The sequence below is a fragment of the Streptomyces sp. NPDC007088 genome, from assembly GCF_042869355.1.
Classification (GTDB): Bacteria; Actinomycetota; Actinomycetes; order Streptomycetales; family Streptomycetaceae; genus Streptomyces.
The window spans coordinates 72,689-99,251 of the sequence record NZ_JBIAFO010000021.1 but is presented as its reverse complement, the minus strand read 5'-3'; the positions used below and the strand labels follow the sequence as shown (position 1 = coordinate 99,251).

Genomic DNA, 26,563 nt, shown 5'->3' with positions numbered 1-26,563 from the left:
GCCGGGGTCGTGAGCCAACTCGGTTTGTCGCTCATACCTTTGTCACCTAGTGGGGTCGGAGTGGGAGGTGGTGGCGTGTGCTTGCCGCATCGCAGTGTACGGACCCGGTATTCCGGCGTGGTGAAGGAACCCTCCTCGTGGCCCCGCTCCGCCGGACGCCGGTTCACGGGGACGGGTCCGCGGTCTCCTCGGTACGGATGTACGGGGCATCCTCCGTGCCCGGAAGGGCACCTGACGTCGTCTCGGGCGTCCCGCCTCCCGGCGCGAAGTGGGGGTTGGGGAGATACGCGCCCACGGGCATCCCGTACTCCAGAGGCTGCGCTCCCCGGATCCACCGCCGGTCCACCCCACCGGGAAACACGATCTCCTCCTGGTCGGGGAAGGGCGAGGCGAGGCCCAGAGTGGCGTTCACGTCGATGCCGCCGGGGGCCACGATGTCGTACCGCCACCGGTAGTGCGCGTGCAGCGCGGGGGCTCCGGAGGGGTCGGCGCGCACCGAGTCGCGTACGTAGTGGATGTTCGCGGTCGTGCTGACGTAGGCGGAACGGGCGGGGTCGCTGCTGTAGACGTGGTCGATCAAGGGGACGAACTCGGCGCCGTGCGGCGGCAGTCCCTCGCCGAAGACCAGCTCGGCCGGGCGGCGGCTGAACTTGTGCAGGGCGCCGTCGTGATCCCGCCACAGCGCCTCGGGCAGCGCGCCCGGTGTCAGCAGCGCGGGCGCGGCGGCGACGTCCGCGGGCTCGACGGGCGGGACCGGACTGACCGGACCGGTGCCGGGCCACGGCACGGGCACGGGGGCCAGATCGGCGTCCGGGTCCGGCTCACCGAGGGCGTCGGCGGAGCGGCCCGGACCGGGGGAGTGGCCCGGACCGTCCGCTGCCGGCGGGAGGCCGGCCGGGAGCTGGGCCCGGAACAGGGAGGAGGCCACGAGCCCGCGTCCGGGCAGATACCAGTCCCAGGCCGGACCCCGGTCGTGCAGCCGTCCCGCCGCGTCCGTGACGCGTCCGGCGGAGGGACCGTCCGGGTTGTACTCGCCGCGCAGTCCGAGGCCGGGTATCCCGGCCACGAACACGTGCAGGTCCGGGTCGCTCTGACCCTGCCCCCACACCGTGTACCGGCCGTCCCCGGCGACCACCGGGAACTCCGCGACGGTGTCGGTGAAACGTTCGTCGAAGCGCCCGTCCGCCGAGTAGTCGCCCTCGCGCGGGGCCTGCCGGGGCCGCTCCCCGGCGTGACCGGTACGCGGGGCGGTGAGGTCCCACCGGCCCGCGGCGCCGGTCTCCGGATCGGTGAGAAGAGTGACGTAACCCCGGACGCCCGGGGCGCCCTCGGACGTCAGCATGCCCCCCGTGTAGTGCCACACGGCCCGTTCGTTCTCGTCGGCGAACCGCTGCCGCGCCGCCTCGCCCTCGGCCGTCCGCGCGCCGGGCAGCAGCAGCGCGACCGGGCGTCCCGCCCCGGACCGCCTCGCCTCGGGGTCGGCCGCGAGCAGCGCGAGCAGCTCCGCGTAGGGCGCCCGTACCGTGCCGCCGGGCAGCCTCAGGACCACCGTGCCGTCCGCCCGCGCCCCTGCCAGAACCGCGTACGGCTCCGGCCGTCCGTCCCCGGCCCAGGGCGCGAACCGCGGGGAGGTGGAGTTCCCGCCGGGGCCCGGCCGGACCACGTACATACGGAACGTCTCCAGACCGCCGGGCAGGGGCGTCGCGCCGTAGTCCCGCCCCCGCGCGGTCCCGTCCTCGTCCAGGAGCCGGGTCGCCTCCGCGAACGCGCCGAGTCCCTCCAGATGCGCGACGGCGAGCACCATCGGGTCGCTCGCGTCCTGCCCCGCGACCCGCGCGCGTTCCCTCAGCTCCCGCAGCTCGGCCTCCTTCGCCGCGTCCCACACGGCCCCGTCCGGGAGGTGGAGCGCCGCGCGCCCGAGCCGTTCCGTGTCCCGCGGCGACAGTTCCCCGTCCGGGGGAGTGGCCGCGGTCTCGGGCACGGGCGGCTCGGAGTCCACACCCCGCGGTGGCGCTGGGGGCTCTGACGGGGTGAAGGGCGGCGCAAGGTGGACCGGGCCCTCGGGCGTACGCAGCACGAGTTCCACGGGGCGGCGCGAGTGGGCGGCGGCGCGGGCCGCGGCGTCCAGCACCGTCGGGACGCCTTCGGGCAGGGAGGCGGCCGGCGCCCCGTCGAGCGGACCGCCCTCGGCCCGCGTCCGGCGCACCTCGTGCAGCGCCCGCAGGGCCGGGGCCGACACCTCACCCAGGTCCAGCCACACCTGCGGCCGCGTGTCCTGAGCCGTGAAGGCCCCGGCGAGCCGTTCGCCCAGCTCCTCGGCGCCCCACGCGCGCCAGTCGGCCCCGCCCGGGGCGGCCGGTGCTTCCGCGTCCTGCCCGGGGGGCGGGGCGGCGAGGACGGCCGGCAGGTCGTAGACGCCGGGCGAGGGCCGGGCCGGGGCGATGCCCAGGCCCAGTACGTCCTCCAGGGTGGACCGCACCATCAGATTGCCGGTCACCCAGCGCGTGCCCGCCGGACCGCTGACCGTCAGCAGGGCGTGGGCGGTCAGGGTGAAGCCCAGGACCCCGCTCTCGTCGGGTTCGCCCTCCGCGTTCTCGGAGACGGGCGAGCCGTACTTGAGGACCTCGCGGCGCAGGTTCGTCCCGCCGGTGGAGCGGCCCGTGGCGATGTTCTCGCCCAGGACGGGGACGCTGCCCGAGAGGGTGTCCGCGTCGTCGGCCGTCATCCCGCCGCCGAGCGGCACGGAGGCGGCGGGGGTGAGCGTCCGGCCGCGGCCGGCGGCGATGGTGCGGGTCGTGGTGCGCAGGCCCTGCGAGACCACGTTCCTGCTGGTGCTCTCGCGCTGCGGCCGGTACAGCCTCAGCGTGATCTCCGCCTGGCCGCCGGACGCCTGACGCCCGGTGTGGCGGGACGCCTGGGCCGGGGTGAGGGTGACCCGCTCGGCGCGTACGAGGTCGCCGATCCGCCGCATCGTGGCCTCGGCGGACGACGAGGTCCTCGGCAGGCCCTCGTCCGCCAGAGCGGGATCGACGGCACCCAGCGCGGCGGCGAGTTCCCCGGCGGCGTCGAAGTCGTAGATCATGAGCGGCTGCCGAGGGGTCCACAGGCCGGGCCCGGTCAGCCGCAGGGCGTCCGCTTCCGTGTCCGGGGCGGGCCGCGGGCCGGCGTCCTCCTCCGTGGGGGGCCGCGTACCGAGCGGTTCGCGCGGGTCCCTCTCGTACACCCGGTTGCCGATGAGCACGGGCTCCTCGGACGATTGCGCGGTCCCGTCCTCGCGCTGCCCCGGAGCCTCGCTGCCGGGGAAGCGGAGCAGGACGGTGACGGGCGTGGACGAGAGGGGGACTTCGGGCGCCGGAGAGGCCGTCACGGTGCCGCCGCCGTCGCCGTCGGTTCCGCTGCCACCGTCCCCGTCGCGCCCGCTCTCCGTGCGGGCCCCGGCGGGCGTGAGCCGCGTCATCGGCAGCACACCTCCCGTACGGCTGCCCGTGTCCGTGCCCGTACCGGAATCCGTGTCGCCGGCCCCCGCGCGGCCCCGCGCCCACTCCATCCAGCGGGTCAGGCCGCCGGTGAGAGCCCCGTCGAACCCGAGGGCGCCGCCCAGTGACACCGCCCCTCGTCCCAGTAGTCGCGCCAACTGGCCCACCGAGGCGACCCGGTGGGCGAGGAAACCGAGCACCGAGTCGTCCAGCAGCGCCGAGGAGACGCCCACCCGGTACTCGTACTCGACCTCGAACTGCGCCGACGGGCGGAAGGTGCGCGGCCAGTGCTGGCGGTTCCTGGTCGTGGTGCGGGACGTGGTGAGGCCGCTGCCGGAGGTGAGTGAGGGCGAGAAACCGGCGGTCGCGGTGTTGCCCGTGCCCGGCCCGACGGCGTACGCGCCGGAGGGGCTCAGACTCAGAGTGAAGGTGGTGGACCGGGCCGTCGTGGAAGTGGTCGCGGTGGGAGCCGAGGAGTAGATGTTCTCCAGCCCCGACCACTCCAGGAGCCGGCCCCGCACCGCCCGCAGATCGAGGCCGGGCGCCGGGCGGGCGTTGAGCGCGACCTCCACCAGAGAGAGGCCGCCCCGCCCGCGGTGCACGAAGTGGAACCGGTGCCAGTGGCCCGCCCCGCCGGCCACCAGGGCGCGCAGACCGGTCACCGTGGTGGCGTCCGCGACACGGGAGGCCAGCCCGCGTACGTGAGTGTCGCTGCCCGGGGTGAGCGAGCCGGGCGCCTCGTGCTCGATGTGGGCGGCGACCGCGTCGAGGAAGGCCTCGTGCCCGTCCCGGGGGAGGGCCTCGGGAACGGTGGCGAAACCGAGCGAACGCCCCTGCGAGCGGGCGAAGTACGGGGGCAGCAGCCGGTCCATGGGCAGGTGCGAGGGGGTGAGCCCGGCGAGCGCGGAGAGCAGCGGGTCCGCCCTGACCTGCGTCTCGGTCGCCCAGAAGACCACGGCGCCGGGGACCCGTACCGCCAGCGAGCGGGTGCGGCGCGCGCCGAGACCGAGGGCGTTCGCGGGGCCGTTGCGGTGACCCGAGCGCAGGGCGAGGACATAGGTCGCGTCGGCCCGGAACGCGTGCAGCCGGTTTTTGGCGTGCCACTCGGAGGTGATGCGGTCGGCGAACACGAAGTCCGTGTCGGTCGTGCCGCTCGACACCGTCAGGCCGTGACCGCCGCCGCCCGCGACCGTGCCGGACGGGGACCCGCCGCTGGTCGCGGAGAGACTGGTCGAGATCTGCGTGGAGCGTCTGGACGTGGTGCCGCGCCACGCGGAGTCGGTCGTGGTGACGTCGTTCTCCACGTACGTGGCGCCGTCGGGGTCCGGCAGGTGACCGGTGCCCTCGTACACCGCGTCGTGCAGGAAGCCGCGCAGCTCGCCCCGCGCCTCGGTGCCGAGCAGGGAACCGGCGGTGCCGACATCGAAGAAGTACGCGCCGCGGAAGACCTGATGGGCCCGCGCGAGCAGCCCGGTCGAGGACAGGGCGGCGCCCGCGACCTCCTGGGCCGGGCTCTCGGCGTTGGCCATCGAGGCGCCGGTCGTCAGGTCCTTGAGCCAGACCGCCGGTTCGGTCACGTAGGAGGGCAGTGCCCCGGCGAGCCACGCGCCGCCGTCCGCGGCCCAGTTCAGGACGCGGCCCAGCGCGCCGGGCCCGGCGGGGGCCTGCTCCTCGCCGGAGACCAGCCGCTGGAAGGCGGCCCGCAGTTCCGCGCTGCCGCGCGCCACGTTGATGTGCGTGGCGGCGGGCAGCAGTACGTCCTGTGGCCGTTCGCCGTCGGCGTCCGGCAGGGCCCGTGCGCGGCGCAGGTCCTCCTCCGTGGCGGGTCTGCTGCCGGCGGGGGCGAGCGGTGCGGGGGGTTTCGCGAGGGTACGGGTCAGGGGGACGGCGAGGGAGACCACGCCCTCGCGCCGGCCGAAGGTGACGAGCGGGGTGGCGCCCCCGCCGGAGAACGCCTGGAGGGTGAAGGTCGCCGGCCTGTCGAAGACGCCCAGCCCGGAGAGCGCGTAGGTGAGCTGGTCGAGCCCGAACCCGGAGGAGGAGCCCGCCGTGTCCCCGACGACCTGCCGCGCGGCGGACAGGCTCGCCGGGACACCGCCCTTGACGGTCCAGTCCTCCGGTGCGGGGCCGCCGAGGCCGGCGGAGAACTCGCTGGAGAGCGTGTGCGAGACGCTGTACGACTCGCTGCCCGCCACGGACATCCCGTTGGCGTTCATCAGGGACCAGCCCGGCAGGTTCTTCCGGTGCAGCGGGGAGGTGCCGTCCCGCGGCTCCACGGAGAGCAGGAGACTCACGCGCCACGTGTCGTGGGCGAAGGGCAGCTCGAAGTAGAGAGCGTGGCCGCCGTCCATGATCTGCCCGAGCGCCCCGCGCAGCCCGGCCCCGGAGCGGGCGAGGCTCAGTTTGCGGGCGTTCGCGAGCCAGGCGAAGACGATGGCGTCGTCGTCGAGCCAGTCCAGGCGCTGAGGTTCGGACGGCGGCAGGAACCCCCGTCCGCGCAGCCAGTCCTCAGCCCGCTGGAACAACTCCTCGGTCCCGGTGACCTTGAGGGGGGTCGCGGAGACGCCGAGCGAGGTGAGGGAGGCCACCTCCGGCGGCAGGTACCGCGTCTCCCGCGGCACGACACCCTCCGTGTCGGCCCTGCTCGGCACCCGCAGGATCTGGCCGAGAGGCCGCTCCAGCGTGAAGGGCTCGGTCCTGCCGCCGCCGGGCAGCACCAGCACCACCTCGAAGACGAGGTCCGCGCCGACCAGCAGATGCGGGTTCTCGGTGATGAGCCCCGCCCAGTCGTAGGCGGTACCGCCGGAGTTGAGGGTCCGCGCGCGCTGGTACTGGTAGGCGGCGGCGAAGGTGAGGCTGCCGTCGGGCGCCGGGGAACCGTGGAAGGTGGTGGTGAGGCTGAAGCCCGCCTTGACCGCGCTGGTCACCGAGTAGGCGTTCTTGGCGCCGACCGTGCGCACGAGGCTGTTCTCCAGCACCTTGTTCTTCGACCTGGCCAGCACCTCCGGGTGGAGCGCCGTCAGCCGCGCGCGGACCTCCAGGTACCCCAGCGGGGAGCCGGAGCGGTCCGAGAGCACGGGCGAGGGGTAGGCGCCCGTCAGCATCAGCGGCAGCCCGGCGCGCTGATTGTTCTCGTCGAGGAACACGGCCAGGTCGGCCGCCGACTCGTCCGACATCCGGCGCAGGTGCGGACGCAGCACGTCGGCTCCGAGGACCGCGTCGTGCAGCGCGGCCGGATCGTGCAGGGTGTCCATGCGGTAGAGCGGCAGCTCCTCCGTCAGGACTCGCGGGTCGGCGGGCATGTCGTGCGGCGAGCGGGGGCCGAAGGGCAGGGGCTCCGGTCCCCGGACCAGATAGTCCGGGAACCACGCGGTGAGCCTCCCGGGGCCGGGCCCCTCCGTCGACCAGCGCGTCTCGGCGTCCGTCTCGGCGGACGCGGACGCGGTGACCGGGTTCGTGGCGGGCGTCGCCGAGGTCTGCCACCGCATCGCGTACTCGTACGGGCTGGACGGCTCCGAGGAGAAGGCCAGCGCGGACATCGCGGTGAGGTTCTCCAGGACGGTCACCGAAGTGGAGTCCTGGTGGTGCGTGACCGTCAGCTTCGGCGTGAAGCTCTGGGAGACCACCGACGGGTTCCGGGGGTCGGTGACGAGCCAGGTGCGCCCATAGCCCAGGGGGAAAGCGCGCAGGTTGCCCGAGCCGCTGGTGTCGCTCGACTCGACGACGGACCTGTTCCGCTCCTCGATCTGCACCCGCCGTCCCTCCGGCACGTCCGGCGCCATCGCCGGTGCGGGCCGCGCGCCGGACAGGGAGAGCCGCGCGGCCACCTCGTACCGGCGGCCCCGATGGGTGACGGTGCGGACCATGCCCGTGGCGCTCAGCAGGTACGGCAGCGCGTCCAGCACCTCGTCCTGCGCGTACGCCGCGGCCACCTGGGCGCGCAGCCGCTCGACGTCGTCCGTGTCCTGCGACTCCAGGTTGCTCGCGGCGTCCGCCCGCCCGGGTTCCGGGGAGGTGTCCCCGTCCACCCGGATCGCCCGCTCCAGCACATCGCGGAGCACACTCGCGTGCAGCCGGTCCAGCGCCTGAGGCGGCAACGGCATGACGTGCACCGAGCCCTGGAGCCCCCGGTGGCCCTGTCCGAAACCGGTGACGAGGGCCGAGGGGCCGGGGTCCGGTTCGGGGGCGGAGGTTGGTGACGGTTCGGGCTTCGGGTCCGGTTCGGGGGCGGGGGTTGGTGAGGGTTCGGGCTCCGGCTCCGGCTCCGGCTCCGGCTCCGGCTCCGGTTCCGGCTCCGGGTCCGGAGCAGGCGCCGGTGACGGCTCGGGCTCCGGGCCCGGTTCGGGTTCCGGGACGGTTTCGGCGTCGGTGCGCGTGCCGGGTTCCGGATCAGGCGTGGCGACGTCCGGGCCGTCTCCCGGAGTCCCGGTGCCCGCCACGGCCCCGGCCGGCGGCGCGGCGCCCCACCGGGGCCGCAGGCCCAGCCCGGCCCGGAGCGTGTCGGCCATCTCCTCGGCCCGGCCCGGCCCTGCCTCCCCGGCCAGCAGGTGTGCGGCGACCCGGCGCACGGCGTCCCGGAATTCCCGGGACGCGTAACGTGAGTCGTCGCTCGCCCGGTGCGTCTCCAGCGGCAGCACCAGGACGAGGGCGGCGGCCCACGCGGCTGCCGTCGCCGCGTCCCCCGTGCCCTCCGGCGCCGCGCCCGCGAAGTCCGCGTAGGCCGTGCGCCACAGCCGTCGCGCCACGTTCGCGGCGACCGCCTCCAGCTCCCGCGACCAGACTCCGGGCCGTGTCATCAGCAGCCGTACGCGGTCCGGGGGCGTCAGCGCGCCGAGCGGGAGCCGGTCGTCCCCGCGCAACACCATCTCGGTCCGCAGGCCGTGGGAGAGCGTGATGCCCGCGGCCCGGAACTCCTCGGCGCCGGCGGTCTCCTCCGAGGCCGGGGAGGGCAGTCGCGCGGGCAGGTCCCCGGCCGTCACCTCCCCGGCGACCCACAGCCGTTGGCCGGCGTCGCGGGCAACGACCGGGTGCGCGTCGGGGTCGCCGGGCGCGCGGGCCGCGGCCAGCTCCTGGAGAGGGACGCCCAGGGCGCGCAGCCGCGCCTCGACGTCCTCCGCCCTCTCGCGTCTCCGGGCGACCTCCGCCCAGGCCTCCGCGCGCGGCGCCGCGTCCGTACCGGTCCGTTCCAGGTGCCCGGCCCCGGCGACGGCCTCCCGCAGCGCGGCCAGGGCCCGCGCGTACTCCTCCCGTACGGGGGCGGCGGGGTCGAGCGGCGGCACGGCCTCCTCCTCGACCGCGGACGTGACCACGGGCCCGGCCCGCGATCCGGTCTCGTCCGCCGCCTCGTACCCGGAATCCGACGCGGCCTCCGACCCGGATTCCGACGCGGCTTCCGACACGAGCCCGGACACCGCCGCGACCTCGCCCGCGGGCACCGTCTCGACGGGCGCGAGCGGAAGATGCACCACCCCGCCCTCCTCGGCGGCCGTCTCCCGCCCCTCCGGCGCCAGGTACAGCCCCGAGGCGTCGACGGTCAGCGTGTACGGGAAGGTCTCGAAGACCTCCAGTACGGCGTCGGCGTTCCGCGCGTGGCCGATCCAGCCGCTGTCCCCGTACAACAGCGCCCCGGTGGGCGCGTGCAGGAAATCGTCCCCGAACCGGCGCCAGCCCTCCGCCTCCAGCACCGTGCCGTCGGGCAGGGCCACGCGGCCCGCGTCGCTCACCTCGTACCGCGGCGGCCGCGAACCCGACCGCGGGCCCACGGCGGCCGGCTCGACGGCGAACCACCGCTCCCCGCCCTTGCCCTTGCCCGCCGCGGGCACCTCACCGGGCGCGACGAAGGACAGCCCGGCCGCGCGCGGCCCTCCCACCGTCACCTCGCGTCCCAGCGGCCAGCCGGCCGCGAGCGGGTCCACGCCCGTGTCGGGTGAACCCCCGAGCAGGCCCCCGAACCCGCCGATCCCGTATGCCGGCAGCGGTGCCATGCCCAAATCCGCCCACCAGTCGGGCGCCGGCTCGAAGGGCGGGGCCCCGTGCACGAGCGGGACCGGGCCGTGGGGCAGGGCGACCGTGGTGCGTTCCGCCCGGTCCCAGAGCGCGCGGAAGCCCTCGTACAGCTCGTTCTCGGTCCGGCTGGCCACCACGGGGTTGGCCCCGCCGGGCAGCCCGCTTCGTACGGGCTCCGCTCCCGGGCCGTACAGCCGCTCCAGGAGCGGCACGAGCGTCGGCTCGTTGGCCCGTACCCACCGCGCGCCGTTGTTGCGGGGCCGGCCGGTGTAGGGGTCCGTGCCGCCGTTCGTCCCGAGGTAGGCGTTGGTGAGCTGGGCGAAGAACTCGTACTCGTTCCCCGACGAGTAGTTCTCGCGCTCCCCTCCGTCCAGGTCCAGCCGGGGGCCGTCCGGCCACTGCGTCCCGGGTGGCAGGCCCCGCTTCTTCTCGTACGCCCCGGTGACGAGCCGTCGGTCGGCGGCGTCGAGCCCGTGCAGATGCACGGTGTGCGCGAACTCGTGAGTGGTCGTGGAGTAGCCGTCCGCGTACTGATCGGCCCCCGGCACGCCCGTCCTCTCACCGAGGAGGTTCTCCTCGGTGATCGCCGTCTGGTGCCCGCCCGAGCCGCGTACGCGGGTGGCGTCCCGGTCGGCCGCGCCGTAGAGGCCCGTCCTCCCCAGGTCCCGGAAGGGAGCCAGCGAGGTCATCGCCACGTCCTTCGGCACGACGGTCACCCGCGAACCGCCCAGCAGCAGCTTCGCCGCCACCCCGGGGTCGCGCAGCATGCCCGCGAGGCGCGTTCGCGCCTCCTGACCGGCCGAGACCGGCCGGTCCACACCGTCCGGCACCCGTACCAGCAAGCGGGCCGCCGCTTCGGCGAACTCCCCGGCGGGCAGCGCGGCCCGCAGCGTGTCCACGAACGCGGCATCGGAGGCGAACAGTTCGCGGTCCGCCTCCGGCAGCAGCGCCAGCTCCCGATCGCGCTCCGCCCTCGACAGTCCGGCCAGCCGCGCCGCCTGCCCGGCCCCGTCCACCTCGGGGGCCGCCGGACCGGCCGCCTCCCCGGCGACGGGCCCGGCCGGCCCGTACCAGTTCCCGCCCGAGGGCTGTTGCGGCCACGCACCCCGGCCGGACTGCTCCGGTACTCCGGCTGTCGGGGCTGTCGGGGCTGTCGGGGCTGTCGGGGCCGCCGGGGCCGCCGGGGACGAGAAGAACGCGAGGTCGAACACCTCGCCGTCGTGCGTGGGCTGTCGCTCCGTGAGGTCCGCGAAGTTCAGCAGCATCCCCAGCAGGCCCTGGTCCACGGTCGGGGACCAGCCGTGCCGCCGGGCCTTCCTGGCGGCCAGCTCCTCCAGCAGCGCCCAGGTCAGCGGGCCCGTGTCGGGGTTGCCCGGCGCCCGCAGCCGCTGCCGCTCCAGCGCGCCGAAGCCCCGCAGCATGAAGTGGAACTGCCGTTCCATACCGGGGTCCTGGTCGATGTGGACGTCGACGACCTGCCGCAGCGCGCGAACCCACCGCAGCGCCCGCTCCGCCCGCTCGGGCAGGCCGGCCGGCAGCCCCGCCAGATCGGCGTACTCCTCCAGCGTGGGCGGGAGCGGCTCGGGCGGGGACTCGATCCACCGGAACTGCGGATGGTCCGGGTCGTCCATCTTGGACAGCCGCGCCGGCCACGGGCCGGAGGGCGCCGCGGTGCCGTTGTTCGCGTCCGTCGACATGAACGTGCGCCGCAGTTCGTTCGCCGCCAGCTGGGGCCCCGAGACGGACGCCAGCCGGTCGCCTCCGGGAGCGAGCATCCCCCAGTAGCAGATCAGCGCCCAGACCGGCCGGTCCCGCGGCAGCGCGCGCAGGCTCCTGCTGCGGCGCAGGACCCGGACCACCTCCTCGTTCGGCACCAGATGCTGTACGCCCGTACTGGCCCGGTGGAACACCATCCTCCCCCGGTAGCCGTGGCCGATCAGGACGAACGCGTCGGTCAGACCGCGCGGCAGCCGCCGCAGCTCGCTCTGCCGGGCGGGCGACACCCCGGGCAGTCCCTCGTCGTAGTCGGTGTAGTACTCGATCTCCTCCAGGAAGGGGAATTCCGCCTCGTGGGCCGCCATGTCCTTCGCGTCGAGGAAGGCCCGCCCCTTGAGGCTCTGCCCGTCCCTCGTCAGCAGCGAGGAGGAGACGATGTCGCTCTCGGGGAACACGCTGCCGTCGCTCGCCGTGATGAGGGCGTGCGGGTCCTCGTCGACGAGCCCCGGATCGCTGGGCAGCCACCGTGTCGCGGGGACCGAGCCCGGGACCCCGTCCGCCGCGACGACGCCCACCCGGCCGGAGCCGTCGTCCAGCGGTTCCAGCCGGTACCCGCCGTCGCCCGACCAGGCCCGCGCCCCGGCCCGCTGCGCCACCAGCCGCGGCAGCGTGCTCTTCCCCTGGCCCGCGTGCGGCACCAGCAGCACGATCGGCACACCCGGGGGGCGTTCCGGGTCGTACGCGACGAGCTGGGCGAACTCCTCCTCGGTCACCTCCGCCGGGTTGCCGTAACCGTCGCGCACCACGAGCAGCCCGGACGCGGCCCGCTCCGCCATCACCACGTACGGCCGCTCGCCCCATACCGGCGACCTCCACCGCGGCCTGCCCCCCACCGTCTCGCCGACCACGGAGCCGAGCAGCGCGGGGTGCGGCCCGGCAGTCCAGTTCCGGCCGAGGAACGGCCCTCCGGCAGTGGGCAGTGCCCTCGGGGCAGCCGTGGCGCCCGAGCGCTCCAACTGGTAGGCCGCGACCGCGTCCAGCGTCCCGGCCCGGCCGCGTCGCGCCGCGCTCGACACGACGGAGAGCATGTTGAAGTACAGCTCCGGGCTCATCGCCTGCGTGGGGCCGCTGTGCAGAATCCGGCGGGTGACCCCGGGGAGGTCGATGGCTCCGGTGCCGTGACGCGGGTCCCGCGCACGGGCCGCCTCCAGCACGCCTAGCGCTCCCACGAGCTGCTGGTACGCCGGGTGCCGGTCCACGCCGGACCCGAAGGCCTCGGCCAGCGCCTCCGGCACGCCGGTGGCCGGCTGCCCGGGTGGCGGCGGGAGGGCGGCGTCCCCGGCGGGCGGGGCCGTGTTCCCGGCGGCGTCGCTGCCCTCGTAGTGCTCGGTGCCCTGCGCGGCGACCCACCGCGGGCCCGTCGCCCGGGTGGCGGGGCGGACGCGGTGGGAGCGGAACAGCTCGATCGTGCGGTCGGCGGACCGCGGGCCGAAGTCCTCGCTCACGCCCCGCGAAAGGGGCACGCCGTCGCCCCGGTGGGTGAACCAGGCGACGCTGACGCGGATGTCGAGTGCGTGTGCCAGCAGAAGCGGGAAGACGTCGCCGACGGGCGAGTTCCAGCGGTTCGACCACTGGGCGACCGCGCCGGTGAGCTCGGCCAGTTCCGCGTCGCCAAGCGGTTCGTGGCGCAGCAGCAGGGACTCCAGCTCACCGCGCAGACCGGCCTCGGTGGTGAAGGCGTCGCGGTCCGGCGCCGGGGCCCGTGTGGCGGCGAGCCGGTGGGTCAGTTCCGCGAGATCCATGCGCGCGGCCTCCTCGGCGAGGCCGCCCTCCCCGGCGCCGCGGTACTGGGCGAGTACGTCCGGGGCGATCCGCTCCCTGTTGGCCCGCACGTAGCCGGCCACGAACCTGCGCAGACCGGCGAGCACGACCGCGTGCGGGGTGGCGGCGAGCGCGGCCGGGTCACCGGCCAGGTCGCGCCGGACCCGCGCGGGGTCGGAGAGCCAGGCGTAGGCGGCCGGGGCACGCTCGGCCATCCCCGGCAGGCGGTCGCGGACCAGCGTCGGAGCGCTGGCCAGGATCGCGGACAGCAGGCACTCGCCGTCCCTCGGCACCGCCTGCGGTACGCCACGGGGACGCGCGGGACCACTTGGCGGCTGTACGGGCGGCCGCGGGGGCGGGGAGGAGGGAGCCGGGGGCGTGGGTGCCGGGCCGGCCGTCAGCCAGTCGGCGGCCGTACGCCGCCGCCCGTCCGCCGCGGGCCCCAGGGCCAGAGTCGTCCGCTCCGACCGCGTGTCGGTGTAGAAGTCGACCAGACCCGGCGCGGAGCGCACCCGGCGCCCCGTCGCGAGGCCGATCACGCCGAGCAGGTGTGCGAGCGCCCCCGTGTCCCCGTCGGCGGGGGAGTCGGGGGGCAGCAGGACGATCTCGGCGTCCGGGGCCAGCTCCCGTACCCGCGGGTCGTGGGAGAGGAGCGACGCGAAGTCCTCCGCCGGGACGGCCCCCGACAGCAGCGCCTCACCGAGCGTTCCCTTGATCCTCACCACCCAGGGTTCCGGCCCGTCCGGCCGGTGCCAGGGCGCGGGCTCGGTGACACCGAAATCGGGCTCCCCGTCGGCGCCCAGGCCGATGGAGGTGACGACGCTCAGGTCGTAGCCGAGGCCGACCGCGGCGGGTTCGTCCCCGTCACGGCCGATCGCCGTGCCGTCGGTCCGCTCCAGGAGGGTGTACGGCGCGAGCGGGGCGAGGAGTTCGAGGTGGTAGCCGCCCAGTTCGGTGGTCCGGCCGATGTCACGGCCCGCGGCGGCGGCCCGCTGCACCAGCCGGGCCAGTTCCATGCGCCGGTCCGGATCGACGCCGTCCAGGTGCAGGACCCTGGCCGCGTACACGTCCGCGTCCATCCCGAAGTCGCGCACCCCCAGCACGCCGTACCGCTCCAGCTGGAACCCGGCGAGCACCGCGAGGCTCGGAGCGCGCTCCGCCTCGGCCAGGGCAAGGGCGAGCAGCGCCCGGCGGGCCTCGCGGGTCACCCGCGTGCCGGGGGCGAGCATCAGCACGTGACGGGCCAGGGCGTCCATGTCCAGGGGACCGGCGCTCAGTTCGGGCACGGCGGAGCGCAGCACGTCCAGCCGGCGCAGCGCGGCGAACGCGGGCGCGGCACCCGGGGAGGCCAGGGCGCCGGGCCGGCCGTAGGGGCCGCCCAACGCGGCCAGGACGCCCGCGTGGACCTCCGCGTCGCTGAGCCGGACCGGTGGGCCGCCGTCCTCGCCCCCGTCCTCCTCCTCGCCGCCGGTCTCGCTGCCTTCGCTGTCCTCGCTGTCCTCGTCGTTCTCGTAGCGGACGGGTGGTGGCGCGCCCACGTCCCGCGCGGTGTTGACCTCTCCCGGAGGGACGGGCGGCGCGTCGGCGGGGAGCTTCGGCGCCCCCTTGCCGAGGCCGGGGCCCGTCGCGGGGAGGCCGGCCACCGGCGCGGGCGGCTTCGGCGGCTCACGGTCCGGCATGGCGGGGACGGGCGGCTTCGTCGTGCGGTGGGTGAGCGGACCGCGAGGGTTGCGGGGTTCGCGGGGCAGAGCGGCGAGGTACTCGTTGCCGCGCTCGTAGATCGTGACCGTCGTCTGTGCCGGGGCCGTCGGGTCGCCGAAGGTGTCGATCGTGCCGTTCTCGTGCACGAGCGTGAGATGGGTGCGCCCGCTCCGTGTCACCAGCTCGGCCGCTGTCAGCGCCGTCGCCCCGTCCCAGCGGGTGGCCAGCCGTATGTGCCCGCGTACGAGGAAGTCCCGCTGCCGCGGGGAGAGGGTCGCCACGAGGCCCGCGGGCAGCCGCCCGCCGTGCCGTGCGTGCTCCCTCGCCTGCTCGGGCGTCAGGTCGATCCCCCCGGCCCGCAGCTGTCCCCGTGTGTACACCGCCCGGGGGTCGGGCCGCGCCGTACCCGGCAGTGGCAGCCGCGGGTCCGAGGTCCGGTCCCGCAGACCCTGGGCGAAGGCGCGGGTGCCGAGTCCGAGGGCGAAAGGCGTCGTGACGCCCTCGGCGACGGCCGTGAAGAAGCCGTTGCCCGGACCGACCGGTTCGACGAGGTCGTACACGTAGCCGTCGGGGTCGGTGAGCGTCGTGGGGTCGGTGGCCGCGTCGAAGCGTGGCTCGGCCGGGTCCGCCGCGTCCAGGCCCTCCCACGTCCAGGGCCGGGTGCGGTACGCGTGCAGCACGTCGTCCCGGGAGGGCTCGGGAGGCTTCGGCGGGGTGAGCCCGGGGAGCCCGCCGGGCGCGGGAGGGCCGGCGGGCACCGCGTCGGGCAGTACGGCCCGGTAGTGGCGGCCCGCGAGGTACAGCACCGCCGTCCGCGCGTCCCCGCCGTCCGCCGGCGCGTGGTCGAGGTGGCTGCCGTCCTCCCGTACGACCCGGACACGGACGCCGTACACCTGCGCGGCCAGCGCGGGCAGCACGTCGGCGGCGCCGTGGTCCCAGGACCGGCCGGCGTCGCCGTCGGCCGGGCGGCGCAGTTGCGCGGCGCCGAGAGAGCGGCGCTGCGCGGCGCTCAGCGGCTGGTGGGCGCGGTCCGGGCCCGGCCGGTCTCCCGCGGAGTGGGGGATCGTGCCGAGCGCGTCGAACTCCCGGCGTTGCGGGGTGTCCGTGCCGAGGTCGAGTGCGGCGGCGTCGAGTTCCGCCGAGGCGAAGACGTCCTTCTCGTCGGGGGTCAGGAAGTCCAGCAGCGGTGAGTCGTCGGGGAGCGCGGCGAGCGTGTCCGCGAACCGGGCGCGCAGCGCGGGCGCCGCGTCGGGGAGGCCCAGAGTCGCGGCGAGCGCGTGGAAGAAGGAGTCGCCGTCCTCGGGAACCTCCTCGATCCGGTGGGTGAGCCCCTCGGGGTCGGTCAGCGCGGGCGCTCCGTCGGTCTTGTCGGTGGCGGCGCTGTAGGCGGGCGGCTCCTCGGCGACCGGGGCGAGCCCGCGCGGGGCGCGCCCGGCGCGCAGGGCGGGGGGCCGGGGCGGCGGGTCGGCGGGCCGCCGCCGGGGCGCCGGAGCGGTGTCGGCGGACAGCTGGGGCTCGGGCAGTCCGGCGCGGGTCGCGGGGGCCTGGTCCACGTCGGCGCCCTCCGTGGCCGGCGCAGCCTTCGGCGGGTCCTCGGGCAGCCGGTACCAGCGGGTCAGGCGGTCGGTCTCGGCGCGCAGCCCGTGGAGGGTGTCGGCCGCGTCCTCGGCCACCGTGCGCTGGGCCGCCGTCTGCGCGAGGCGGGCGTCCAGGGCCTTGCGCGCGGCCCGGACCTCCACGCCGGCCAGCCGGGCCGTCTCGTCGGCCGCCCGGATGGCGTCCTCCGCCTCGGCCAGTCGCAGATCGCGGGCGAGTTCGGCCTCGGTGACGAGCCGGCTGTGTTCGGCCCGCCGGATGTCAGTGATCTCGGCGTCGGCCGCCTGCTTGGCGGCCCTGGCCGCGGCCAGGCGCGCCTCGGCGGCCTTCATGTCGGCCAGGCGCGCCTCGGCGGCCTTCGTGTCGGCGGGGCGCGCGGCGCGGCCGGGGCTGCCCGGGGCGAGGAGTTCGTCGAGCAGCGCGTCGCGGAGTTCCTGTGCGGCGCGCGCGGCGGTGGCGAGTGCGGGCCCGAGCCGGTCGCGGAAGTCCCCGTCCAGCTCGGCGAGCGGGCGGTCCAGGTACGCCTCCGCCGCCGCGAGGTCGTCGGCGAAGCGGTCGCGAGCGGCGCGGCGTGCGGCGCGCAGCGTGTGCTGGGCCGCGGAGCGCTGCCTTCGGGCGACGGAGCGGGCGGCGACGGCCCGGTCGAGGGCCGCGCGCAACTCCGGGACACCCCGGCGCAGGCTCCAGTACGTCGCGTCGGCCGCCGCCCACGCCTTGGCCGCGGCGTTGACCGCGTCCCAGGCACCGGCGAGTTTCTGGGGGAAGTTGCCGTCGTCGATCAGCCCGAGGTCGCGGGCGACGTCCTCGCGTACCCAGGCGATGACCGGCGCGCTGGTCTCGACGGCCTGTGGGCCCGGGGCGGCGCCGCCGAAGCGGCGCAGCACGTGGCCGCGGGTCCACTCGGCGATCGTGCCGTCCTTGAAGTCCCGTTCGACGTCGGCGACGCTCAGCCACTGGGTGGGGATGGCGAACGCGAAGACGCGGCCCGTCTTGGGCTTGATGTTCACCTGATGGGCCTGGCTGTTGGCGATGACGCGGCCCTCGGCGTCGGTGGTGTCGGCGCCGGTCCCGCTCATCGCGGGATTGGAGACCCCGGTCGGCTCGGCCTTGATGGTGGGGAAGGCGCCGACCACCGTGTCCTGGGTGCCGCCCTGGACGGCGGAGGCGGTCTCGGTGACGGTTCGGCGGCTGGTGGACTCCATCCGTACGTTGTCGGCGACCGCGATGAGTTCGGCGCTCGCGAAGTCGGGTCGCGAGAAGACGGTGAGCGAGCCCTGCGAGCCGTCGAACATCGAGTTCTCGACGAGCCCGTCCGTCCGGTAGCCGGCGGTCGCGGCCTGTTCGGCGAAGGCGCTGAGCGCCCCGGAGCCGAGGGAGTCCTCCAGGACCTGCGCGGGGCCGGTGCCCTCGGCGGTCAGCGGGGTGACGGCCGCCTTGCGCAGCGTCTCCTCCAGCGCCCGGCCGGTCAGCCGCCCGCGCGTACCGGCGAGCCGGTTGTCGAAGGACCGGGCCAGCGCGATCATGCTCGCCGTGTGGACACGGTCGGCGCCGAGGACGGTCCGGACGTGGAAGCCGTTGGCGGGCATGGCGAACGGCCGGGTGGTGCCGTCCGGCTGTGGGACCGAGCGCCAGGCGTCGATGCCGTCGTCGGAGGCGAGCGGGTGGTCCTCACCGGTCAGGATGGTCACCGCGGCCGGTTCCTCGTCGAGGCGCGGCGGGTCCAGCGGGCCGTCCTGGCCGGGCTCCCGGCCCCCGGTGCCGGGCTCGGCGGGCTCGGGGCGCAGCAGGCTGAGCGGGACGAGGTCCTTGAGCTCGCCCGCGACGTCCTCGTGCACGAGCCGCCGCTCGTCCGGCTTGCCCGGCACCCGGCCCTTGGTGCGGCCCATCTCCAGGGTGAGACGGACGCGGTAGCGGGTGGTGAACTCGGCGTGCGGCTCACTGGTGTACGTCGTCCAGAGCCGGCCTACGGTGATCGTGGAGGCGCCGGAGACCGTCTGCCGGTTGGAGCCGGTCTCTCCCAGCGAGGGGCCCGCCGCGCCGACGTTGCCGTGCCCGGTGTGCACCGCCTCGTTGACCATCGTGCCGAAGTCCTGGCCCTTGGCGGAGCTGAACGCGCCGGTCTGCGTCTCGATCGCCCAGCGGTGGTCCTCCAGTTCGGTGGCGGGCCAGAGCCTGTCGAAGGTCTGACCGTCCTCGACGGGCACGAGCTGGGCGCGCAGCCGCACGTCCCGGCCGCCGATCCGCACCCGTTTCCAGCCGGGCCCGCCGATCCGCGCGGTGGTGGAGGTGCCGACCCCGGCCATCTCCCGGCGCAGCGCCCGGGTGACGCGACCGGAGGCGAGCCTGCGGACGGCCTCGCGGCCCTCGTCGTCGATCCCGAGGTCGCGGAGCTTCTTGTCGAAGCCGTCGAGGGCCGTCGCGGTGTTCAGGGAGTTGATGGGGTAGATGGCGAAGGGATGCCGCTGGAACCAGGCGTGCTGGCTCCACCTCCGGCGCGTGTAGGCCGGGCCGGCCTCAAGGTCGTCGCCCGGCACGAGGCCGAGCTGCTGGGCGACGCGTTCGGGCACGTGCCCCAGCCAGCCGCCCCTGACCCGCTGTCGGCGCCCCGCCCAGTCGTGCCAGCTCCGGACGACCTTGCTGAGTGGGGAGAGCAGACCGAGGTTGCGGACCTCGGCGGCGATCTCGTGCTCCGCGTCGCCCGCGGCCAGTACCTGATAGCCGCCGTCGACCCGGTTGATGTCCGAGGTGACGCTGCGCACGACGGTCCCCGTCCGGCTCCGGGACCGGAACCACGGCCGCCACGCCACCCCGTAGTTGCCCGTGACGCCGCCGCCCGTCGCATGGCTGTGGCCGTAGACGGCGGTGACCCCGGCCTGCTGGGTGAAGGACTTGCCCTGCGTACCGGCGGCACGGGTGGAGCCGCCGACGGTCAGCTCGGTGTCCATCCGCGCCGGCCGGCTCAGGGCACGCAACCGGGTGACGCGCACGCGGTGCACGACCGTCGCCAGCCAGTCGATGTACGGGCCCTTGCCGAACAGCCCCGTGGTGCGCGAACCGAGCGGGCCGGAGCTCTGGTCGAAGTTGGCCGCGAGGTACTGCGGCTGGTGCGGGCGGACCGCCGCGTCGTGGGCCTGCGCGCCGACGTGCGTGAGGTGCCACCGTCCGTGCGAGGCCCGGTCGAGGACCTCCTCGACGATTCCCTCGTCGTGATGGGGGGCGATGACGGAGACCGTCTGGTGCGGGACGCCGTCCAGCGGACCGGGAGCCTGCGAGCTGTCGATCGCCGAGAGCGAGGCGTCCACGAGCGCCTTGGCCTCCGAGGGGGCCATGGCCGACTGGGTGACCCGGTCCGCCCGCAGGTACGGGTTGTCCGCCCCCGGCGCGTGCGGGTCGGTCGCGGGACTGTGCTCGGCGGGGACACTGAGCAGCACCCGGCCCCGCACGGCCGGAACCGGCGCGTCGCCACCGATGATGTCGGCCCGGGGCGCGCGGAAGACGAAGAGCTGGGTGCCGAGGACCCCCAGGGAGAACGCGCCCCGCAGCAGACCCCGGAAGCGCCAGTGACCACCGGTGCTCACGGTGAGGTCGATGCCGTAGCTGTAGAGATGGCCGGGGCTGATGGTGACGGCCATCGGGTCGAAGGTCGCGACGGGGCCGTACTCGGCCTCCCTCCGGGCCTGCCACCCGGCGCGGTAGCCGAGCTGGGCGGTCCCCGCGTGCGCGGCGGCGCCCATGTCGTCGGTGACATCGGAGTCCCGGAGGGCGAACAGCCCCTCCGCCGACGCCTCATGGCCCTGCGCCCCGAGCCGCGAGGCGCTGACGGTCGCGGCGCCGGGGGCGCTGTGCCGCAGCAGGGAGTCCGTCGCACCCTCGTAGCGGCGGCCGGTCAGTTCCGCGTCGAGCCAGATGTAGCGGTAGGCGCGGGTGACGCGGCCCGGGTCGATCAGGCCGACCCGCAGGCCGGTCGTCGTCATGGCCTCCAGATTCCCCGCCAGGGAGTGGTGGGCCAGCGCGTTGATGACGGTCAGGCTGTTGTGCAGCACCATCTGGTAGTGGGCGTGGTTGCGCCACCTGCCGCCGTCGGGACTCCCGAGTTCGCTGAGCGGGGCGACCATCGAGGGGTACTTGCGCGCGACCGCGTCCACGACCTGTTCGGTGAAGGTGTACAGCCGGGTCTTCTCGACGGGCGCGGCGGAGGGCGCCCCGCCCGTGCCGTCGGCGTCGGGCAGGACGGGGGGCGCGCCCTGGGTGTAACGCCCGTCGGCGAAGAGGAACTGCACGGGCCTGCTCATACCGAGGGTCGGCGGACGGTCGTCGGTCAGGTAGGCGGGGGCGTACGGCTGCTCGGTACGGGGCGGCGTGCCCTCGTCCATCCCGGCCAGCCGCCGCGCCTCGCCCCGCGTCATCCGGTCCAGGCTCCAGGTACGGAACGCGCGGGCCTCCCGGTCACCCGTCTTGCGGAGGTAGACGGTCTTCTCGACCCGGTACAGGGCGGTAGCGGCGTTCTTGACCCGGCCGACGGACTTGACCGCGCCGGACCCGCCGGTGAACGCCGTCCGTCCCCCGGTATGGCCGATCCGGGCGCCGATCCCCGCCTGGAGACGCGGTTTGACCCGGTTCATCCACCCGGCCACCAGATCGGGGACGTTGAAGGTCGGCAGGTTGAGGGTGGGACCGGCGATGGCCGCGACGTCCGTGCTGAAGGACTTGGTCTGCTTGCGCAGGTTGTGCACGGTCAGCTGCAGGGTGTCGCGCATCTCGGCCTGATCGGTCGCCGAGGCCAGGACCGCGCGTCCCGGCACCACGCGCTCGATGACGAAGGCGCCCAGCGGGGTGCGCTTCTTGTCGTCGGCGAACAGCGGCTTGCTCGGCACCATGGACCGGGCCAGCCGCCCCGAGAGGTGGTGGAAGTTGGCCGACGAGATGAAGTCGTCCAGCTCGCGGTAGGCCGTGGAGCCCGGCTCGGCGCCGATCCTGCCCACCGCCCAGTCCCGGATCTCACGCACGGGGCCGTAGTCCTCGGTGACCACGAGCCGGTAGTCGGAGCCGGGCCCCAGCTCCATCCGGGGCGGCACGCGGCCCATCGCGTGCTCGGCCGCGCTCGTCACACTGTCCGGGAGCCGCGCCCCGAGCCCGCCCCGCACGCCGAAGGCGAAACCGGCGTCCTGCGCGCGGGTCCGGGCGGGCCGCTGCCGCAGTCGCGTGCCGAGGATGCCGGGCCTGGCCGGGCGGGGCGGCTGCGCGTCGGTGACCCGCACCTCGTAGTAGACGTCGTCGAGGTGGAAATGCGAGTGGTCGAGCATGCGGGTCTCGCCCTGTGTCACGACCTCGTCGTGCATGGTGTACGTGAATTCGCGGGCCCAGCCGAGCCGCGCGCTGAGCCGGCCGAAGCCGGACACGACCGTGCTCAGCGGGCCCAGCGGCGCGCTCGGGGAGAGCTGCCGGTTCTGGCTGATCGTCTTGCTGGCCCCGACGGTGGTGACCCCCCGGTAGGCGTTGTCGACCTTCGTCGGCTCGGCGCCGTCCTTGAACTTCGTCCAGGCGCCGTAGTTGCGCACGCCGACCTGGAGTTTGCGCAGCCGCCCCGACTCGGTGCGGTACACGAACTCGCGGCCCTCCCCGGCGAAGGTGCGCGGCTGCTCCCGCATCGCCCGCACGAGCCGGACGAAGACGTCCACGCCGATGTCGTCGCTGCGCACCTCCCCGTCCGCCGGCGGCAGGTCCGCCGGCCGCGTGTCCGCGTCGAGCGCGCGCAGACTCATGTCGATGTGCTCGGCGGCCTGTTCGTGACCGCGCAGGTGCACATCGCTCTGACCGAACGCGAACAGCGCCTCGTCCTCGTCCTGCCCCTCTTCGGCGGCGAAGGGGAGCAGCCCGTCGAGGTAGCCGGGGATGCGGCTGCCGTCCGTGAAGGTGGCGGGCCCGGGGGCGCGCGGGGCCGGTGGCAGCGCGGGGTCCACGCGGGGCGGACGGCGCACCGTCAGCTCGTCGTCGACCTGCACACCGGGGAACCTCGGCCGCTGGTTCTGCGGGCCGGGGCGCGACACGGGACCCTCGGCGGGATCGGGATCGGGATCGGGATCGGGATCGGGATCGGAGTCGGGCTCGGAGTCCTCGTCCGAGGACTCGCCGTCGGTGGGACCGGACGCGTCGTCAAGTCCGGAGTCCCCGGGCTCCGAGTCCTCGGGCCCCAAGTCCTTGAAGTCCGAGTCCTCGGGGGCCGAGTCGGCCGGGCCGGTCGTCGTGGTGGGCACGGCCACCGCCGGGGCGGGGGCCGGCACCGTGGACAGCGGTCCCTTGGCCTCCGGTCGCGCCAGAGGGACCGGCTGCTCCGTGCCCGCCTTCTCCCGGACCGTCGGCTCCGGCTCCACGGGAGCGCTCTCGGTCCGTACGGGCACGGGTGGTGTGCCGCGCGTACCGGAGGAACCCGACGTGGTGACGGCGGGCCGGGGTGCGGCGGGCACCACCGGCGCCGAGGGATCGGGGGCCGGGGGTCCCCCGCCACCGAGCAGCCGCACGGGCAGACCCAGCCGCCGCCGGAGCGAGGCGGCCAGCGCGGCACCGGAGTCCGTACCGCCCGGCGGGCGAGTCAGCAGGTGGTCGGCGACCTCGCGGACGGCGGAGCGGAAGTCGTCCCCGGCGTGCCGGGAGTCGGCGAGCACCGGGTGCAGTTCGAGAGGCAGCACCAGGGAGACGGCCCGGTCCCAGGCACGGCCGAGGTCGTCCTCGGTCGCAAAGCCGGGGGCGGCGTCGGCGAAGTCCGCGTACGCCGAGGCCCAGAGCCGCCGGGAGGCGTGCGCCGCCGCCGTGTCGAGCGTCTCGGACCACGGGCCCGGTCGCACCATGGCGGCCTTCGCCTGATCCAGCCGGCCGGGGTCCGCCGCCTGTCCGGGCGGTGGCTGCGGTAGGTCGGCGTCGATGATCCGCTCGGCGATCCACCGGCGCTGGGACTCGTCCCGCTGCACGACGGGTGTCTGCTCCGGGCCCGGCTCGTAGGGGGTGACACCCAGGTCCCGCAGACGGGCCGTCATGTCGAGCAGACGCCCGCGCGCCTGCTCCGCCTGTTCCCGCGCGTCCTGGAACGCCGTCCCGTCGGCGCTGCCCCCGATCCCCGCGTCCAGCCGCGCGCCGATCACCTCGGCGGTGTCGACGGCGTCGGCGAAGGCCGCCAGCGCCTCCGCGTAGTCCCGCCGCGCGCCGGCGATCCCGGCGCCGGAGGCCGCCGTGGGCGGGAAGGCCGTTGGCTGCCCGTCGAGGGCATCGGCACGAATCCCGCCGTCGCCCTGGGTGCCCCCGCGGCCACCGGTAAGCGTGTCGCCGTGCGAGTCCGGTCGGAACGTCTCCTGCGGGCCGTCCGTTGCGGGGCCCTTGCCCTTGTCTACGGTGCCCGCCGCGGGGGAGGCCCCGAGGGCGGCCGGCCCGCCCTGTGTCCGGGTCGGTACGGCGGCGGCGGGCGAGGGATCGACCACGTCCGTGCCCGCCCCGGGCGCGGTCCTGGTCTCCGGGGCGACACCGGTGCTCTCGCTGAGGCTCTCGCCGCCGTCCTCGCCCGTGTCCTCGGCGAAGGGCGTGCCGTCGGGCGTCTGCCCGGTCCGTGAGGCGTTCGGCGCGGGGGACGGCGAGGCCGAGGTCCCCGGCACGGGAGCTGACTGGCCGCCGCCGTGGGTGCCGGAAGCCGTGACCGGGGCCCCGGCCGGTCCGTACTGCCCCGGCGCCGTCCCCGCCACCGGCCCCGGCGTATCCCACTTGAGGCCGTCCCCGCTGTCCGTTCCCTCCGCGCCGTAGGGCGGCATCGCGGAGTCGAGCACGCTGTTCGTCCCGACCGGGTTGTACGGCGCCGCGAGCCAGCCACCGGCCCCGAAGCCCTTGGTGAGCGGGGCGCTCGCGTTCGGCGTGTACGGCATCGGACCGGACGAGCCGAGCCCGTACGGCCCGGACCCGGACGACCCGGCTCCCGTACCCGGCGGGGTGCTAAGCGCGGAGGTGGTGCCGGAGACCGTCGTGTCGATGTCCGTGACCGGGGCGACGGGGCCGAGGACGTCGGAGCCCGGGAGCGGACCGTACGAGGAGCCGGGCGTCGAGTACGGCGAGAGGCCGGGGTTCGTGGAGACGGTGGGGACGGGACCGGGCGGGCCGACCGGCCCCGGCGCACCCCCCAGGGGCTGCGGGCCGGGACCGCCGCGCTCAGTCGAGTCGGCGGAGAGGTCGCCGCCCGAAGGCGCGCCGCCGTCGGACCCGTTCCCGGGGCCGTAACTGTCGTTGACGTAGTCGGTGAAGAGGTTCCCGTTGGGGAAGACCTTGCCGTGCAGCCAGTTGGCGCTGCTGCCCAGTCCGTGCTCGGCGCCCGTGTCGAGGATGCCGCTGACGCCGGCTCCGACGAAGGTCATCCACTTGAAGTCCCAGTTCCCGTGGAGCAGTCCGCCCGCGAGGATCTCCGCCAGGGTTTCCCCCAGGCCGTGGGTGAGGAAGGTCGAGGGCACCTCGTAGAGCACGTTGGCGACCGGACTGGGTTTGACGAAGGGGGGACCGCCCGGTTTGTTGAAAAGGTCCTTGTCGTTGTTGTTCTTGTTGAATTTGTCGAGAAAGTCCTTGTCGTACTTACTGAAGAGGTCTTCGCCGAAGTTGTTCTTGAAGACGTGGTTCAGGTTGTTCTTGAACCAGTGCGAGATATTGCCGAAGAGGTGGATGAACCCACCGGCGAGCAGGCCGAAGAGCCCGGCCTCGCCGATGTTCGTACCGTCGATCCCCTTCGGACGGCGGTTGGGCGGGTTGATGGTCAGCTGCGCCAGGTTCACCGCGAGGGCCTGGATCATTTCCTGGAGCATCTCGGTGACGCTCGGCCCGAAGGGCAGGAGCTTCATGAGCCGCTGCAAGGACATCAGGATGCCGAGCGCCGCCCGCGCGCGGACGAGCGCCGCCGCGGCCATCGAGGTGCCGCCGGTGAAGAAGGACATCGCCGCGAGCAGCGCCAGCTCGATGAGCATCATGGCGATCTCGGAGATGATCTCCCATTTGGCCCCCTGGATCTTCTGCGACTGGGTGACCTGATTGTCGGAGAGCCGGGTGAACTCGTCGCTCATCTCGCGGAAGGCGTCCGTGCCGCCCCCGCCGGTCAGGACGGCCATACCCCGCTTGAACCCGTCGGCGACCTCAGGGGGGAGCGAGCGGCCGACCATCTCGACCACTTTCTGGATCTCCTCGAAGTAGTCCCCGAGGCGCCGGTCGAGACGGCTGTAGATCTGACGACTGCCGTAGGCGAGCTCCTCGTCCGCCTCCAGCGGCATCTCGCCGGTGAGAACGAAGATCCAGTAGCGCTCTTCCTCGGTCCAGTCGAAGTTCTTCATTCAGTGCTTACCGCCGCCGGTGGAACCCTCGCCGCCGGTGAGGTCGGTGGTGCCCTTGTGCTGCTCGATCCGCTCGGCGTTGTACCGCTGGTTCCCCTCGATGCTGTCGAGGCTCTCCAGCGTCGCCGAGACCAGCCCGTCCATGGCGTCCCCCAGCGCGGTGACGAAGGCGAGGCACCCCTCGTTCGCCTTCTTGTAGTTGGGGTTGCTCTGCTGGAAGTAGTCGTCGCTCTGCCCGTTCCAGCCGAGGTAGGACTCCTCGTCGTTCCTGAAGTCCTCGGCGATCGAGCGGGCCATGCCGGGAAGGTCCTTGATCGCCTGGACCGCGCGCCGCAGCCCGTCCGGATCGGCCTCGTACGCTCCGCTCATGCCCGGCTCCCGCGGAGGTCGTCGCCGTCCTCGTCGTGGATCTCGTCGCGCAGCCGGTCCGAGGGCCTGCCGGTGCCCGAGCGGTCCGCGCCGGCGAGCGCCGAGCCGAAGAGGCGTTCCCAGTCGATGTCGATACCGCGGGAGCCCGGGGCCTTCGGGTCCGGCCTGGTCAGCGGCTCGAAGGTGTCGATCACCCGCCGGGCGATCTCCTGACGCCCCTTCCCGGCCGCCTCCATGATCGCGGAGGCGACCTGTGTGCCCGTCATGTTCAGGTACTTGTTGTCCAGGAACTTCAGCCCCGCCAGTTCACCCTGGGCCCCGATGGTGACCTCCACCGAGCGGTCCGAGGAACGCACCGTCGCGGTCGCCCCGCTCAGGTCCCGCTCGACGCGGGCGACGGCGGCACGTGTCTCCGCGAGATGAGCCCTGGCCCGTGCTATGCGATCCTCCAGCGACTCCGTCAACTGGTCCTCCTCGGTTCGGCTTCGGCTTCGGCTGCGGCGACCGGCCAGTCGACGGCCGCGCCTGTGCGTA

3 protein-coding genes are annotated in these 26,563 nt (G+C 74.9%); all 3 read right to left on the bottom strand.

What is annotated here, in order from left to right; all coding sequences use genetic code 11:
• Window positions 1-163: 163 nt before the first annotated feature.
• The 3 genes from ACFYMP_RS26810 to ACFYMP_RS26800 are packed head-to-tail and all read right to left on the bottom strand — an operon-like array spanning window position 164 to window position 26,493.
• Window positions 164-25,660, bottom strand: a complete 25,497-nt coding sequence (locus tag ACFYMP_RS26810) for a lonely Cys domain-containing protein (RefSeq protein ID WP_388862297.1) — start codon at window positions 25,658-25,660, stop codon at window positions 164-166.
• Window positions 25,661-26,029, bottom strand: a complete 369-nt coding sequence (locus ACFYMP_RS26805) for a hypothetical protein (protein ID WP_388862295.1) — start codon at window positions 26,027-26,029, stop codon at window positions 25,661-25,663.
• Window positions 26,026-26,493, bottom strand: a complete 468-nt coding sequence (locus tag ACFYMP_RS26800; protein ID WP_388862293.1) for a YbaB/EbfC family nucleoid-associated protein — start codon at window positions 26,491-26,493, stop codon at window positions 26,026-26,028. Before ACFYMP_RS26800 ends, ACFYMP_RS26805 begins: the two co-directional genes overlap by 4 nt.
• Between the last annotated feature and the right edge of the window lie 70 nt (window positions 26,494-26,563).

What these genes read in the sequence shown, in the direction of transcription:
- ACFYMP_RS26810 (WP_388862297.1), bottom strand. Translation starts at nt 25,660, where the DNA reads ATGAAGAACTTCGACTGGACCGAGGAAGAGCGCTACTGGATCTTCGTT.
- ACFYMP_RS26805 (WP_388862295.1), bottom strand. Translation starts at nt 26,029, where the DNA reads ATGAGCGGAGCGTACGAGGCCGATCCGGACGGGCTGCGGCGCGCGGTC.